This window comes from Caballeronia mineralivorans PML1(12) (assembly GCF_001028175.1).
Taxonomy (GTDB): domain Bacteria; phylum Pseudomonadota; class Gammaproteobacteria; order Burkholderiales; family Burkholderiaceae; genus Caballeronia; species Caballeronia mineralivorans.
This window is the reverse complement of the sequence record NZ_AEJF01000051.1, coordinates 60,355-76,290: the sequence shown is the minus strand read 5'-3', so window position 1 is coordinate 76,290 and position 15,936 is coordinate 60,355. Positions and strand designations below refer to the sequence as shown.

The following is a 15,936-nucleotide window of genomic DNA, read 5'->3' as shown; positions in this document are numbered from 1 at the left end:
CATGGGCACAAAAAACAAAATCGAATTCATGCAAGGCGCCGAGTTTCCTGATTCCCTTAGCGCACTCTTTCGAAAAGGGGGGAAATATCAGAAGGCTGCTGAACGTGTCTATCAGGCGTGGGGCAAGGCAAATGCGGGCGAAAACAGTTTTGACGGTGTGTTTGCCGGCCTGACGCTTACGAATAACGGTGAGGACCGGATCGCCCACTGCCGCAAGTTTGATCTCACAGGCTATGCACGACTCGTGACAGCCTACAGCAACAATCTATGCATCTTCTTGTTTGCCGGCGATCATGAGGCGGTAGCACGTTGGCTGGATGCGAACAAAGGGCTGGATTTTGTCGCTCGCGTGCAAGGATGCCGTCTTGAAGTTGCTCCCGTTTATGTGTCGAAGCGGGCTGACGGCAAGGAGGGTTTGATCCGATCTGAAATCGACTGGATGAGTACTGGCCCCGTCGTCGATCAACTACCCGAACGATATCGTGAGCGCTTACTGGAAGGGCTCGAAGGTGATGTGGTGGAACATGTTCGTAGTGTGAAATCACACACATCGGAAGATGCCCTCCTGGATATCGTCAGTACCATCGCGGAATCAACGCATGCCGACGCCGTGCTGGATGTCTTGCTGAAATTGCGTTCCAGCGACATCCGCGGAGCCAAGGCACGGGTTGATTTATATGCCGATGAGGTGCGCACCGTCGACACGCTCAATGCCGATGAGGTTGCCAGGATATCTTCGAGTGAAAAAACCGTGCGGGTCCAGGATATTGACCCGGTCCTGTTCGAGCACTTCATCAAGACCGCCGACTTCAAACAGTGGATGTTGTACCTGCATCCGCAGCAGCGGGAGTTCGTGGATAGAGATTTTGCCGGCCCTACTCGTTTGGCCGGTGTGTCTGGCTCAGGCAAGACGTGTGTCGTGATTCACCGAGCCCTGCGTCTTGCGCGTGGAGCCACCGATAAGAAGGTGCTGGTACTGACGCTGAATGAGGCTCTCGCCAAGCTGATCAATGAGTTGATCGACGCCGAAAGCGGATCGACGCGCCCCCGCAACCTGATGGTGAAGTCGGTATTTAACCTTTGCCGCGAGAAACTCATCGCTTTGGAGCCCGATAAGGGTGACTACTACGGCAAGCGCATCGTGCAGCGCAACGCCTTTGCAGTAGCCGAGCACATCGACGACATTTGGGAAGAGTATTTCCACTGTCAGGCGAACAATCATGATGCAGAGACTATGTTCGATGTGGTGCGCACCTTACTCGTCCGTAACGTGCTGCCGCAGGACTATTTGCGTCAGGAACTGGACTACGTGCGGAGTGCCTTTGCGCCGGAAAACCGGAGTGCTTACCTGGACATGCAACGTGACGGGAGAGTGATTGCCTTGGACCGTCGCTACCGTGAGATGGTGCTGAACGGCTTAGCAGGATGGGAACGTAAAATGGCCGCGGTGGGAGCCATTGATGATGGAGGCATCGCAACCGTGCTGTGCGGGCATGTGAATGCGTTGACACAAGAGTTTGACCACGTGCTTGTCGATGAAGTACAGGATCTAGGCACGCTGGAGCTACGCATCATTCGCCGATTGACCCGCCCAGGCGCCAACGACCTGTTCTTGTGTGGCGACTCGGCACAGACTGTGCATACAAAATATCTGAACTTAAAAGATGCGGAGATTGATCTACCCCCGGCGCGCTGGATCAGACTGAACCAGAACTATCGGAACAGCCGCCAGATTTTGACCGCAGCATACGAGCTCCTGACACGCTCCTTCAGCAGCATTCCGCGCGGAACTATTGATCTGGAAATTCTGCAGCCAGAGTTCGCCAACTTCACATCTGCCAAGCCACTGCTGCTGAACGCCTCTTCCATTCAGGAAGAGCTCGCCATGGCGTTGACTTACGCGCGCGAGAATATCGAAGGGGCACCTAATCACAAGGTCTGTATCTCGTTATGTGGATATTCGCAAGCCGCCGTGGAGCGTCTGGCGGCCAGCCTGGCATTGCCCGCGCTGTGCGGAAACACGGACTTGTCAGCACAGTCGTTGTTCTTGTCCGACTTAGAGCAAACGAAGGGGTTTGAGTTCGACCTGATGGTCGTACTCAACTGTGGCGGAAAGGTGATTCCGCATCCAGATTTGCCCGAGCATGAGTCCTTCCGCGAGCTGTTCAAACTCTATGTGGCGCTGACACGCGCAAAGACCGAGCTGGTCGTCAGTTTCCATGGCGGCCTTTCCCGTTTCGTGGGAGCGGCGACGGAGCTCTTCAACGAAGCGGGCTGGCAGGAGCACGTAGACAACCCCGCCGATGTCGCCGGTGTCGTGTGGCCATCGCCGGTGTTGCGTCAGACCGGCAACGTCACGAACTGGGGTGTAAGCGGTCGCGAATTCTTACGGATGCGGGAAGCGGTAGGACTCAGTCAGGTAGTGCAGGACGAGATGCTTCAGCATGTAACGGGAAGCATCAAGACGGAGGCTCGCTCGGGTGGCGGACGCAGAAAACAGATGGAATGGCGCGAGTTCCGCGCTTTCTACCAGGACATGGAAAGCCCGATTGCCCGCAATGGCATCATGAGCAACGAGGCGTGGTCGGAACTGAATGCACGGCTCGCGCCGCTGATCCAGGACAACGATGACGATGAGACCGGCAACCTCAATACTGCGGCAGCGCCAACCCCGGCCCCTTCGACTTCCGCATCCGACCCGGGTGTAGAGATCGTCGATGGTCCAAAGCCCGTTGCAAATTTAAAGCTTCACCGCCACAGCGAAGTGCTGAAGTTTTCGCAGCGACAGCTCAGCGCACATACCCTCGCCTCATTTCTGGTGGCACAAGGCGTGGATCAAGCTAGCCAGCTAGAGGTTGGCAGGCCGATGGCCTATCCGGTACTGGGATTCCTGATTCCTCGACAAGAACTCGCCGAATGGCTCAGGCACCAACATGTCAGGCAATTGCGCACTGATCCAGACGCGATGGTATTGACCAAGGCTGGACTGGACGAGTGCCTGGGCCGGATCGAATCCAGCAATTTAGTATCCTCCGCTGCGAGCGATGTCACGGCAGACGATATTGAGACTAACCGGAAAATGATTCTGATCGGACGCCCAGCAGCTCCTGTGATGACAAAATTCTTTGAGCATTCTTTCGAAATCAAGGCAAGTGCGACTAAAGGCACCGCGTGGGAAATCCCATGATGCTTTCCATCGAGAATTTTGAACTATACCAGGAGACTTTTCAGTTCCCGGATGGAAACTGCTGTGTCCGGCCAAACGGTGAAAGCACGCTGCGAGTCATTTTGAAGCTGCCGACTCGCTCCCCGCTAACGGCAAAGATCAATCAAGGCTTCAGTGGAAGATCCTCCCTCCCTTCGCGGCCGTCGTCGAACCACGTTTATGGCTTGATTGCGCTATGCTTGAGACGGCGGTAGTCGGCATTCCTTTTATTCGAAGGCCACCGAATGGCTGCTCGGAAACTTGAAGGACTCAAGTCAACGCATGTCGGGCGTTCGAGTTGTCGCGTATCTCGTTGCTCGTGTCTTTCGACTGTGGCAGGCAACCTACGCTGCCTCCTGTGAGACTCTTTTGACTAAGACGCGTACACCTGCATATTCATTCGAATAGCCCGTGCCAAGCCGTCGAGGTCTCCGTAAAGGCTCTTGCTTGTAAGGTTCATTTTTCGCAGAACCGCAAAGCATGAGCCATACAATTTGCCGGGAAAGCATATTTTCTGCATCGTCACACCGTCGTAAGCTTGCGTAGCAAGTACGTCTTCAATGCGTGCCCCGCGATCGCCACAAATCAGGAACGAACCGGCTTGTCTGTCGAGTCGCGCGTTCAACTGCTTTGGTTCGGCTATCCATGCAATTGGATATGCAAACCGGTCAACTGTCGTATCGAAGATTACATCCGCTTTCTCGTAGACCGAGCGTCGGTCTTCCTTGAATCCGCTGTCTCGATCTTTGATGTGCACTATCGAACGATCCATGATGTTCGTATAGTCGAGCGCATATATCGCAAGGTCGTTTTGCGACTGGTGGGAATAACCCTCAAGGGCGAAGTAAAGCGCAACGTATGGACTCTCCGAGAAATCGAGAAGGCGTGTTGGCACTCCATAGTGCTGCATGATAGAAAGCCACGCCAGCTTGGACGTCGGTTGGGTGTTTTCCTTGTCGTACAAGTGAAATTTCGAACGGAACTGCTCCAGTGAGAACTCTTCGAACTTAGTAGCCTGCTCAGGCGACCATTTCTCACCGACAACACGTTCAAGCGATGATTGTAACCCCCAGACCGCGTTCGCCTGGCCCCGAAAGACAAACTGGTTTTCAAACGAGTTGAGTTTTTGGATCAGCTCGTTAGTCGTCTCGACGCGTATTTCTTCCATTGGATCTCACTCGACGATAAAGTTCAACAAACTGCTGCAAAACGAGCTGGGGCAGATGATTCTTCTCGTTGTACACACGCTTTATTGGATCACCTTTTAGGTTGATAGTCACCGGTCGTTCAGCGCGTGCCTTTATGATGCGCGCCGAAGCTTCGTTCCCCGTGGCGGCGGTACTCCGCGTAACTTCAGTGAGTACCTCCCTGTTTAGATTGTCCCCTTGAATTTGAGCCTTCCCAGCAATGCCATCTGCTGCTTGAAGATAAACAGATAGAGGCTTCTGGAAGTGCTCATCTGCATCAAAAGGATTAGGGCCGTGGAAAGTCGCCGAGAAACGAATCACCCGGTATGCGTCTGCCAGCATACGGAGGAAGCCCTCCGGGTCGGGAATTGGCAAAATCTCAACTTTCACGTCGTACTCAAGCACAGAGTCAGACACCTGCAATAGCTGTTGCACCTTCATTGCAATGCCTTTTGCATCAGAAGCCAGACTGGTCTTCTTCGCAACCGCGAGCAGACTTAATTCAGTGTCGAAAACGCAGTGCGTGAACGGACTCTCCTCAAGTTCCTCATATACGAAATTTCCCGCTGTCTCGTCGAACTTCTCGATTGTCGAGCGAGTGGTTCGACCTATCGCGAAATAACCGGACGAATTCGAAAATGCCTCTACGTTGCCGATGTGCCACAAGTATCCTTTTCGCAGCTCCGCAGACGGTTTCTCATTCACCGCCGCCAAGAACAAGGCAGGACGGTCAACATTTGGCCGGAACAGACTATGTTGAGGCCCTGATACGAACTTGACTCGAAAAAGACTGTATTCGATTGACGCCATCTTCTCTCAGCCACGCAATTTCAATGAATACACAGTCTTCACACCGTGTAGCGCTTGTTCTATGGTTTAACGGTATTACGGCACGACGGCGGGAAACTTGACGTCAGAGTTCTGACGTTGCGGTCGCCAATCGCCCGATCGAGCAGTCAACCGCGTACCGGTCGGCAGGAAGGATGCGCCGCCAGCACGCGTTCAACTCAGTAGCGGCACGAACAAATCCGCGATAAGAGAGATCGCGCATAACATCCCAATCGCCTACTCAATAATTGGTGCTACTTCCGAGGGCTCACAAATGCGAACATCCTGTAGGAACCTCGCGATGGGCCTCTGTAGCAAAAACCAACGTTTTGCGCGCAATATAGTTCGAGCCGGGAATTGTCCAGGTGCGCATTCGCTATCACGCAAGCCCGTACTTAAGCTCGCGTTGGCGAAAAGCGGTCTCGCCGCCTTCAAGTATCACGCATATTTTTTCGCGCATGTGGGGCTCCTCGATCGCCCCAGTCTCGTAGCGCAGTACTTCCGCATCGTTGTGAGCAATGATAATCTGTTCCGCATCGGCGTTTACGACAAGGTTCGCGTTATGCGTTGCGATGATCACCTGGCGATATTTCTTTATCTTCCGGAAGATCGGAATCAGATCGTTCACGATGAACTCGTTGTCCAGGTCATCTTCCGGCTGGTCAAATACGAAGGGACTGCCGAACGGATCCGTCGCCAACTTCATGCACAAGAAGAATGTACCCCGCTGCCCAACCGATAACCTTTCTGGCGGCTTTCCGCGATAGGTTAGGCCCGCACGAACAAACAGATATTTTCGCTGCTGCGACGGTTTGAACAGGTAGTCCATGAAGTTCAGCGCATCGCTGTTGGATACATACTCGGTGTCTCTAACAAATCGGTCGATCGATACTTTCGAGTCGTCGTCCGCCAACACAACGGCAGCGCCCGAGACCAGCGTCCTGAAGGTATCCAGAGAGTTGACCGATAGTTTCGCGATCAATTTTTCACGCTTCGAAGCGCCGGCTGCGGCCCGGAATTTTCGCATATTCAAATACGGCTCCATACCCGTATAGAAAGCCTCTGCGTCGAAGTGAACCGCACCTTCGATATTGACGCCCTCGAGCAGCTCATTGACGAGTTGCACCTGCTCAGGCCTCCAGCCTTCCTGTCCTTTTTTCAGAAGCTGAAAAGCCGAGCCAATATTGGCCGCATCAGTCGCAATGTCCTCAAGGTGCGCTACCATCAAATCCCCTCGAAGCCTGTTCAGCGACTCCGCACGTGCCTTTTTATCCTTGTAGCGTTCGATCCGGTCGTTCGCACGAGCCACTTCTCGCTGATAGCCCTCAACCTTGTCGAGGAGCCCCTTCGGATCCTGCTCGATACCCTGCTCCCGCAACTTCTCCAGCAGTTCGGCGGACGTCACGTCCAGCTTCTCCGTATAAGCAGTAATGTCGATCGCAAATTGTGCCAGGGCGTCGACCTGCGGCTTGACATCAATCGCCGGGATCCGCTTGTCATGCGGCTCTAGTTGGGTATTCAGCGCTGCTACTTCGTCGGAGAGTTCACCAACAGTGGTCGTTAACTTATTGCGAAAAGCATTGAGCCGATTCTTCAGTATCAGGGCTTCTCCTGCCAACTTTCGATTGCCGTTATATTCGGTGACGAGAAGCTTGTTCTTTTCATTAGTCAGCGTGTTCACGCGCTCTTCATTGGTGCGCTTGACTTTGTCGTTGTATCGAGGCGTATTTATCTTATTGCCCTCCTCGTCTTCCTCCTGAAACCACGCGAAAATTTCTTCCTTCTCGCGCAACAGGGCAGAGACCTCCTCTTCGACGTCCACGAGCGGATCATTGGTCGCGATGGGCAGAAGCGACTTGATCTCCTGACTCAGCTTGTTCGGATCAAGGGCGATGTCCTGCAATTCCTTCTGCCGAACGTGAAGATAGTCAGGGCCAACGGAGCCGTCACGGGTGATCTCTATGCATTCGCCGTCGTTCTGCTTCGTGAAATCTAGCGTGAATGCCGGCGGCCGGTAGTCCAAAGAGCCCTTTGTTGACAAACGCTCAGGCTGCAACAGCGCAAGCACAGAGTCCAGAAGCACGCTCTTTCCAGTCCCACGACCGCCGATAATGGCGACAAGATCACGGTTGATCCCAATAGAGGATCTGTGGAACGCGAGCGATTGGCCCGCTGACAACGGCCCCTCGACATGCAGGCCGCTAAAGAACGGCTTCGGATACAGATGCTCGGGGCTATCCAGATCCAGACTGACCCGTTCCGTGGGTTCATAAATGAGTTGGCGCAGCCCGTCGAACGTAGGCTTCGCCTTGACCCAACTATAGTTGATGCCGAGCTCATTGATGCGATGAGCGTCACTTCCCTGCAACACAGGTTTTGCGATCGCACCAGCATACCGGTGCGCGTCAGCGAAGAAGCCGCGCTCCTTGAGGCCACCGAACATTATCGCGCAACCCTTGTCCAGCTCGGTCGCGATCTGTTCGCCACGGCCTTCGTTGCGTTGAGGCCGGAACGATCCATATCCAACCGGACAACCGATCAGTACATAGTCATCCCGATTAAACTGCGCATGGAGCCACTCTCGCAGATCGCGAAATTCAACCGTTATGTTGGCTATCGTCAGCCCCGCTGCCGATATATCGCGTTCCGTGCAATACACTGGACGCGCGCCGTCTGCGTCTAGTGTATTGATCAGTTTGAGGCGGGATAGTCGCTGATTGATTTCGGCTGTCCCGAGCACCGGGTCAAATAAAACATGTGCATTGATCGCTTCGCCGTCCTTGTTCGGCTGGGTCAGCCGGAATTCCAGATTTCCGACTACGACGGCGCTCGCCCCTGCGTCCTGGAGCGCCTGACCGGTTCGCTCGATCTCGTCCTCAGCGAAAAAGAAATAATTCGTCACGCCGATAACCGCAAATCCGCCTGCAGCCACTTTCTGCGCGAAACCGGACCAATCGCCGCTATATTCATTTGCCAGGTGCGTGTCTGGCGAATGAACGTGCAGGTCCCACTTCCCCCAGGTAGATCCTCGATCGCTGATTGCCACGTCGCCCTCTTTTCTTTAGGTTCTTATCCAGAGACTCTCGCGATCCAAAGGCATGGAAGGCAGTGAAAGCAGAATGCTCCAAGCACGGTCGCGACTGCATTTTGTCATGCTTCGAGGCCGAGGGGCGACCCTAAATACGCTAATTCAACCCAGAATCTAAGTGGGCGCGCATACGCGGATACGCGATGCAAGTGCGTACCGCCGACCGACAATCACTTGTCGCCTCGACGGCGCAACATCCAGCTTCCGTGGATCGCACCCGATGCTCTCGCTTAGCATCGACGCGATTGCGCTGCAAACAGAACCGTTCACGAGAACGAATCCAGACTACACACTCGGGCCTTTAGCCTTGCGGCAAAGGCGCTTGTTTCATATCGGCCCAGTGCCGGATCAGATCGCGCACGCGCTTGAGGCCCTCATCCGGGTTGGGGTAAACACTCTCGCTGACCAGGACAGTCCCATCTGGAGCGGTCACGATCCATCTCGGTGTCTCAAGCGGGTCGTCCCTGGGGATCATTGCCGCATCGCGGACCAACGAGGCACGGACGATCGCGGTTTCGAAATGCGCGTCTACAAGTTCCTTGGTTGTCTGGTACTCCATGAAAAACCCAAGTGAGTGATCCAGCTTGCTCATTGTTGCGTTCGAGTCGTCGAAAACGATCACAAACGCTGGCTTGCCGGATAGCCCGCTCTTTGCCGTTACCTCCTCAAGGGTTCCGCACGGACGGGACTTGAAGAAACCCCGGGTTACGACCTGGCCCGACGGATCCTCGATCAGCGCACGTACACCGCTGGTAAAGATCTGCTGCATCATCGTCTCGAAGTCCTTGCCATATTCCGGCTTATCGACTTCCGTTCGATAGACTGGTGCGCCGTCGACCTCAATAACGATCTCACCGCCAACGATCGTTGCCGCGAACGTGGCGAGAAACCGCTGTTGGTCGCTGTGGGTGTTGGCAAAACCCAACATGTTACGCACCCCATGCGGCGTCCGTGAACAGCCTGACTGCACCGTCACAAAAGCATGTTTGAACCGCACTGCGAGTTTGTTCTGCACCGACTGAATCGCAGTCATGGCGGCGTCGCACAATTGAGCCTTGGCTGCTTGGTCCTGGTTTGCGCGCCGGTCTACGTGGCCTATGACGAATTCCAGATCTCCCTGGTTGCGATCAGTCGGCTCCGTCATTGAATGTGCCAGGGCAAGTTTGAGTGCCTCCAGCATCTGCGTAGCACCTGCATATCGACGTTGCACGTTGGGGTTAAATGCATGATCGAACCATCCAAATAGTGTCATGGCGCCGGGACCCGCAGCCCTGGCGATAGTCGACGAAAACGCAGATCTCTGATGAGGCATAAGTTCATCGCCGTCCGACAAAGACGCGGGAATACCACCCGTCATAACGAAGAATAAGATGGCGCCGACAAACGAAAGATCGGACCGAACGTCCTGTTTGTTTGCGCTGCCAATCCCGAGCTCAGGCAAGCGCAAGAATCTGTTCCCCACCTCCTGATTCAGCTCGGTCACGAACGACGGACTGATACCGTCCTTGAAGCACAGACCGAAGTCCAGAAGCACGGGAAACTCGATGTTGTCGTCGCGCACAATGATGTTGTCAGGCTTGATATCGCGGTGAACCCAACCCTGTTCGTGGAGGTAGATCAGCGTGTCGAGCAATCGGCTCGTCAGTCGAACTGCATCGGCGAATTCCAACACCCCATTCATCTCGATAAACTCGGTCAGCGTAAGCCCTGGGACGTACTCCGTGACGATGAACAGCTTATAGTTGAGGTCATCTTCATGAGCCGCATTCGTCTCAATCAATGCGGGAACAAGTTCGTGATGACACGTACGGTACGCGGTCGCCTCGCGTAAGAAACGTGCCCGGCGCTCCACGTCCTTTTGCTTACTGAGCACCTTCACGCACGCTGCGCCATCACCGTCCAGGCGTCTGGCTTTGAGCACGACACCTTGGCCGCCCGAGCCCAGATTCTCAACGCTGACCCATCGCTCGGTCCATACCTTAGTGTCAACCCAGACGCTCATGTTGCTGCTCCCCTTGTTCATGTTGTAGTTCTTCGATCAACGAGACAGCTTACCCCAAGGACCACAAGGCGCGCGTACCAGGGGCCGGTGTGCCGCCGTCGCTATCGCTTCTCTTACGCGCTTGACCGCTAGCGCCCGTTCACGAAGCCACACTAGGCGCATTGTTAGGTCGACCCGGCCGACTCTTCGAACGGTCAACTTATTTGCAAATGGGCCAACTTAATCGCCAAGGATCAAATGGGTTTGCGAACATCGTTTGCCCATCCAGTTGCGACCATGAAGCAGTTCATCCCCTTTTCCGATACGCAACGGGTACGGCCCATCATCGACACCACGCAACCGGGCGACCGCGCCTCCATGGCAGAAACAAGCGGAAGGCATGCGTACTGCCGGCCTCCGCCCCGGGCGTCTCCCTTCCCTAGCGCTACGGGCCGGGCTTTCGTGCTTGCGCATCGAGCCGCTTACAGCGTCTCGCCCCTACCGGGCATCAATTCCTGACGCGACACCGACACATCTAAACCCTTAGAACCCAGTCAGATGGGCCCAGAAAAACGGCCCCAGATTCGCGCTCGCCGCGCGGCATTTCATCCCGCTCAAAGGCGCAGTGCTTCGCAACCACCAGTCTCCACCGTTCCCGCCCTAACCCGCGACCGTAGACGACACCGGGTGGGTGTCAAGGCGTTCGGGGCCGAGTCCTGCGCTTCGCTGCGTCCCGCACCAACCCCTCACTTCTTTCCTTGACACCCACCCGGCGCCGTCTCCTTCAGTCGCACGGGCGCGAACTCAGGAGACTGGCGGCAACAATGCCAACCCTGGCTTCGACCAGGATGAAACCAACCCCTACGCGGCGGGCGGAATCTTGGAGCCCGGTCAGCGCAACACCGATCAACCCTTTTTGACTGTTTTCTCAGGAGACTGACATGCAACTCGCTTCCTCTTTTCGTTACGACGCCCCGATGCTTCGCTCCGACTCGCCGCTGTCGGACGACCAGATCCGCCGCGTCGCGCCGTCCATCTTTGCCCAAGGCAAGCACGATAGTCGCTCGCAACGCTATACCTACATCCCCACCATCGACGTACTCCGGGGCCTGCGCAACGAAGGCTTCCAGCCCTTCATGGTCTGCCAGACGCGCGTGCGCGATCAGGACAAGCGCGAATTCACAAAACACCTGATTCGCATGCGCCCGGCGAATGAGATTACCGGCGAGGACGTCAACGAAATCATCCTGCTCAATTCGCACGATGGCACCAGCAGTTTTCATATGCTCGGTGGCGTCTTCCGCTTTGTTTGCCAGAACGGCATGGTTGCGGGCGAAACCGTTGGCGAGGTGCGTGTGCCCCACAAAGGCAATATCGTGCAGAACGTCATCAATGGCGCATTCGACGTGCTCGACGGATTCGACTTGATCCGCGAGCAGAAGGACGGCATGCGCGCCGTGACGCTCACGCGCGACGAACAGCACGCGTTCGCCCGCTCCGCCCTCGCGCTGCGATACGACCCGACCGGCGCCGACGCACCCGCCCCGATCACCGAAAGCCAGTTGCTCATCCCGCGCCGCTTCGAGGATCGCCGCGACGACCTCTGGACGGTTTTTAACCGGACGCAAGAATCACTCACGAAGGGCGGCCTGCACGGACGCTCGCGCAGCGGGCGCGCCATGTCCACTCGTCCCGTCACCGGTATCGACCAGAACGTGAAACTGAACCGCGCGCTCTGGATGCTCGCGGACGCCATGCGCCAGATGAAGGCATAAGCACGGCACGGGCGGCATCTCATTGCCGCCCCGCTTCCGATTCATACCATCAGGATTCCTATTCGGGTCAAGTCCTGACGGTATCCCGCAGCACCGTGACCCGGCACTTTCCTTTTCCATTTCTGGAGTCAATCATGCGAGCCCATGAAGTCGAAACCCCCGCCGAAACCGTGGCAACCACCGCCAACGCAACTGACGCCACGATCCTGCTGGAAGCCACCGTTGGCAAAGAGCAGCCGGTCGTGTCCGTGCCGTATTCCAGCCTGCATCCCTCGCCGCTCAATGCCCGCACGAAACCGCTCACGGGTATTGCAGCCCTTGCCGTCAGTATCCGCGCAAAGGGCCTGCTTCAGAACCTCGTCATCCACGAGATGAAGGGCTCGCGCGGCAGGCAGCGCAAATACGGAGTCTGTGCTGGGCAGCGCCGCGAGGCGGCACTCGATCTCCTGTTCGAGCAGAAAGACATCACCGCCGACTATCCGGTCCCCGTGCGCATCGTCAGCGAAGGCGAAGCCCTCGCCATTTCGCTGATCGAAAACAGCGAACGCGAAGGGCTCGACCCGTTCGACGTGCTGCGCGCCCACCGGATGCTGGCCGAGGAAGGCCGTAGCATCGATTACATCGCCGCTCTTTTCTCGGCCGCGCCGATCACGATCAAACGGCGTATGAAGCTCGCCAGCGCCTCGCCGACACTGCTCGCGCTGCTGCGCGAGGACGCGATCACGCTTAACCAGCTTTCGGCGCTCGCGCTCACAGATGACCACGAGACGCAGGAGCGCATCTGGTTTGACGCGAACGAGTGGCAACGCCAGCCCAACTATCTGCGGCAGGCGATCACACGTACCGAGATCGACGCGAGCCGCAGCCGCCTCGTGCGCTTCGTGGGATTGGACGTCTATGAGGCAGCGGGCGGTTACGTGAGACGTGACCTCTTTAGCGACGACGAAAACGCGGGTTACGTTGCCGACGCCGAACTGCTGCAAGGTCTTGCCGCCGCGAAACTCGACTCCGCCGCCGAAGAAGTCCGCGCCGAGGGTTGGGGCTGGACCGAACAGCGTATCGAGCGCGACGTGTTCGAGCTGAACCGCTACGGCAGGCTGCAACCGGTGCAGCGCCCCCTCACCGACGACGAACAGCGGGAAATGGACGTGCTCACCACGCAGCAGGACGAACTGGCTGAAAAGTTCGATGCACTGTCGGAGGACGACGAGAATGCCTACGAGCAAGCCGAACGCCTCGAAGCCGAAATCGACAGGGTGAACGCTGCCCTCATCGCACTTGAAAGCGACACGCTGTCGTGGGACGCTCAGCAGATGGCCGAAGCGGGCGCATTCGTGATGGTCAGCCCGCAGGGCGAACTGGTCATCGAAAGGGGTCTGGTGCGCCGCGAGAACAGCGCGGCACTGGATGCGGTGGGCGCGACCGTGACCGGCACGCCGGGAACTGAACGCGCATCCGGCGAGACAGAGGAACCCGAAGCGAAGGAGAAGCCGATCCACAACGCAAAGCTCTGCCAGCGCCTCACTGCGCATCGCACCGCCGCTATTCACGCGGAACTGATCGCGCAGCCATCCGTAGCACTCAGCGCCATCCTCCAACGCCTGATTCCGGAAGTCTTTCCGGAGCGGTATGGGACGGGTCTCGCACCGCATGCGCTGAAACTGTCCTGCACGAACAACCGCGACAGTCTGCTCGGCTCGGCGGACGACCTGCCCGCCAACACCGCGTGGGGTCTCATCGAGGCGCAGCGCGAGCAGTGGGGCCGTGAACTGCCCGCGCGGCGCGCGGACCTGCTGCCGTGGCTAATCGAACAGGACCCCGGCACGACCCTGCTCGACCTGCTCTCCTTCTGCACCGGCGCGCTGCTTGACGGTATTGCGGGCGACGAAAAGCCTCACGCCATCAACACGCTCGCCAGCGCGCTGAACCTCGACATGACGCGGTACTGGACGCCCACGCGCGCCTCGTATTTCGATCACGTCAGCAAGGCGCGCATCGCGGAAGTTGTTGCCACCGCCGTGTCACCGAAGATCGCTGCTGACCTCGGCAAGATGAAGAAGGCCGACGCGGCAGCCGCCGCCGAACTGCGGCTCGCGAAAGTCGCATGGGTCCCGGAAATCCTCACCGATCGCGAAATCCCGGCCGCACATTCATGGGACATCCACGACGAAGACGACGGAGACAATACGGATGCCGGGAACGGCGCAGGCGAGACGCAGGGTGGTGAGGATGGCGACGCCGAACCGGATGAATTCAACGGCGGCGAGAACATCAACAACACGCCTCACGATGCAGACGCGTCCCCCGACACGCGGAGCAAACAGCCGCCGTGGCTTTCCCGACAGCTGCCAGCGTGAGCACCGCGCAAGCTGACCGGCGCGTCGCGTAAGCCCGACCCGTTGCTCTGGTAACAGGGCAACGCAGACGGCGGCCCCTTCAAGGCCTGCCGTCTGCCTGCCGCATCTGCACCGTGCGACAATCCGCGCCCGCCAGATGACACTCCCTCCACCAGTCCGCCAGCCCGCCGGAAACCAGCAGCAGGCAGACGACGGCACCGCCCGCCAGCAACAGGCGACGTATCGAGCGTACAAAACGCATTTCCATACGTGTAGCCATCACCTCCACGCGCGCCGTCGCTGCCTCAACCGCCTGCCCAAACGCGGACATCGCAATGTCCAGTCGCTCGCGTTGCTCACGAGCCGAAACTGCTGCGACGCCGACCAACCGGTTGCCCGCCGTGCGCGCGACCTGATTTGACATGCGCTCGATCAAGGCCATCATTGCCGTCTCATTGAGTTGTGCGAGTGCTGCCCGGTACCGCGCCTCATGTTCCCGTATCAGGCTTTCCGCCAACTGGATCGTCGCCTTACATCGCTCCAGCGCATCCCGATGCTGCTGCATCAGCGCATCGGTCGCGCCACCGACTTCCCGGCGCGCGGCTTCGAGACTACCCTCGCTCGCCCACCGGATACGCTCCGGCATGGCTTCATACAGGCGCGCATAGTATTCGAGCACTGCGATAATCGACCATAACGCGTCATTGTCACGCAGGTTCAGTGCGCTCGATACCTGGTGCATACGGGCGAGACTCGCCCCGTCAGGAACATCCCCCGATACCTCGCGAAACAGGCGCACGAGCGGATCGACCGACCTCGACCGCCTATTGCTCATGGATGATCCCCTCGATGCTGATCACTTTCGAGAACATGGCATCGCACAATTCCCGCCAGCGAAACAACTCCGCGCGCTGTCCAATCTGCATGACTTCAGCCGCCTTGCGGATGGAGATACGTTGACTGCGCAATTCGTCTGCGACCCGATCCGCCAGATCGGGGAAGTCGAGCGACCGTCCTTTCGTCTCGATAGCTTTGCGAAGCTGCGATTCCTGATACAGCGTGAACTTGTCCGGCTCACCGAAGTAGCCGTTGCGAACGACATGCGTCAAGGTATCCGGAAACGTCTGTCCAAAGATATGCAGTAACTCAAGGCTATCGCGCTGCCGGTTGATCACCCACAGCACGACGAGTTGCCGCTGCAGTTCAGCCAGCGTCCGGGCCAGCGTCCCGCCGTACCGTGTAACCCCGGTCTGATTGCGTGCGGCAGTGTTGACGATCACAGCCGCACCCCGGTGGCTATCACAGAAGTTCACAAATCCGATCCAGCCGTCTGCATCATCGAGGTTATAGGCCGCGCATTTGATATCGTCCCTGAGCGCTTTCATGACATCGGGATTCGACGTATCGGTTTCCAGCAGCACCGCATGGATACCCTGTCGCTGCAAATAGTCCGCCAGGGCAAGCGTGACCATGCTTTTTCCAACACCGCCCTTGCTGCCACCGACCAGATAAATGGGATGCACCGTATCCATCACC

At 57.3% G+C, this 15,936-nt stretch carries 9 protein-coding genes; 3 read left to right on the top strand and 6 right to left on the bottom strand.

What is annotated here, in order from left to right; genetic code table 11:
- Position 1: 1 nt before the first annotated feature.
- Positions 2-3,187, top strand: a complete 3,186-nt coding sequence (locus EOS_RS05790; RefSeq protein ID WP_047845641.1) for a UvrD-helicase domain-containing protein — start codon at positions 2-4, stop codon at positions 3,185-3,187.
- 391 nt (positions 3,188-3,578) lie between these two features.
- On the opposite strand, the gene EOS_RS05785 is transcribed toward EOS_RS05790, so the two are convergent.
- The 4 genes from EOS_RS05785 to EOS_RS43445 form a co-directional block, all read right to left on the bottom strand.
- Complete coding sequence (locus EOS_RS05785; protein ID WP_047845640.1) at positions 3,579-4,373, bottom strand: FRG domain-containing protein; 795 nt, start codon at positions 4,371-4,373, stop codon at positions 3,579-3,581.
- The gene (locus tag EOS_RS05780) at positions 4,345-5,202 is read right to left on the bottom strand and encodes a hypothetical protein (RefSeq protein WP_047845639.1); all 858 of its coding nucleotides are present in this window, start codon (positions 5,200-5,202) and stop codon (positions 4,345-4,347) included. The genes EOS_RS05785 and EOS_RS05780 overlap by 29 nt, the downstream gene beginning before the upstream one ends.
- Before the next feature lie 397 nt (positions 5,203-5,599).
- The gene (locus EOS_RS05775; RefSeq protein ID WP_053063773.1) at positions 5,600-8,266 is read right to left on the bottom strand and encodes a TrlF family AAA-like ATPase; all 2,667 of its coding nucleotides are present in this window, start codon (positions 8,264-8,266) and stop codon (positions 5,600-5,602) included.
- A gap of 343 nt (positions 8,267-8,609) precedes the next feature.
- On the bottom strand, positions 8,610-10,310 hold the full coding sequence (locus EOS_RS43445; protein ID WP_160312469.1) for a serine/threonine protein kinase: 1,701 nt from the start codon (positions 10,308-10,310) through the stop codon (positions 8,610-8,612).
- A 920-nt stretch (positions 10,311-11,230) separates the two neighbouring features.
- Between EOS_RS43445 and EOS_RS05765 the strand changes: the two genes are divergently transcribed.
- Both EOS_RS05765 and EOS_RS05760 read left to right on the top strand, forming a co-directional pair.
- On the top strand, positions 11,231-12,064 hold the full coding sequence (locus EOS_RS05765; RefSeq protein WP_047845638.1) for a DUF932 domain-containing protein: 834 nt from the start codon (positions 11,231-11,233) through the stop codon (positions 12,062-12,064).
- 134 nt (positions 12,065-12,198) lie between these two features.
- Positions 12,199-14,421 (top strand): ParB/RepB/Spo0J family partition protein, encoded by a 2,223-nt coding sequence (locus tag EOS_RS05760; protein ID WP_167348949.1) that lies wholly within the window; start codon positions 12,199-12,201, stop codon positions 14,419-14,421.
- 79 nt (positions 14,422-14,500) lie between these two features.
- Here the strand turns inward: EOS_RS05760 and EOS_RS05755 are convergent, their stop codons facing one another.
- Positions 14,501-15,235, bottom strand: a complete 735-nt coding sequence (locus tag EOS_RS05755) for a hypothetical protein (protein ID WP_047845637.1) — start codon at positions 15,233-15,235, stop codon at positions 14,501-14,503.
- Entirely contained in the window at positions 15,225-15,932 is a 708-nt protein-coding gene (locus tag EOS_RS05750) for a nucleotide-binding protein (RefSeq protein ID WP_047845636.1), read from the bottom strand. The genes EOS_RS05755 and EOS_RS05750 overlap by 11 nt, the downstream gene beginning before the upstream one ends.
- Positions 15,933-15,936: the final 4 nt, after the last annotated feature.

Coding starts and splice junctions, on each gene's coding strand:
- EOS_RS05755 (WP_047845637.1), bottom strand. CDS start 15,235: ATGAGCAATAGGCGGTCGAGGTCGGTCGATCCGCTCGTGCGCCTGTTT.
- EOS_RS05750 (WP_047845636.1), bottom strand. CDS start 15,932: ATGGATACGGTGCATCCCATTTATCTGGTCGGTGGCAGCAAGGGCGGT.
- EOS_RS05765 (WP_047845638.1), top strand. CDS start 11,231: ATGCAACTCGCTTCCTCTTTTCGTTACGACGCCCCGATGCTTCGCTCC.
- EOS_RS05780 (WP_047845639.1), bottom strand. CDS start 5,202: ATGGCGTCAATCGAATACAGTCTTTTTCGAGTCAAGTTCGTATCAGGG.
- EOS_RS43445 (WP_160312469.1), bottom strand. CDS start 10,310: ATGAGCGTCTGGGTTGACACTAAGGTATGGACCGAGCGATGGGTCAGC.
- EOS_RS05760 (WP_167348949.1), top strand. CDS start 12,199: ATGCGAGCCCATGAAGTCGAAACCCCCGCCGAAACCGTGGCAACCACC.
- EOS_RS05785 (WP_047845640.1), bottom strand. CDS start 4,373: ATGGAAGAAATACGCGTCGAGACGACTAACGAGCTGATCCAAAAACTC.
- EOS_RS05790 (WP_047845641.1), top strand. CDS start 2: ATGGGCACAAAAAACAAAATCGAATTCATGCAAGGCGCCGAGTTTCCT.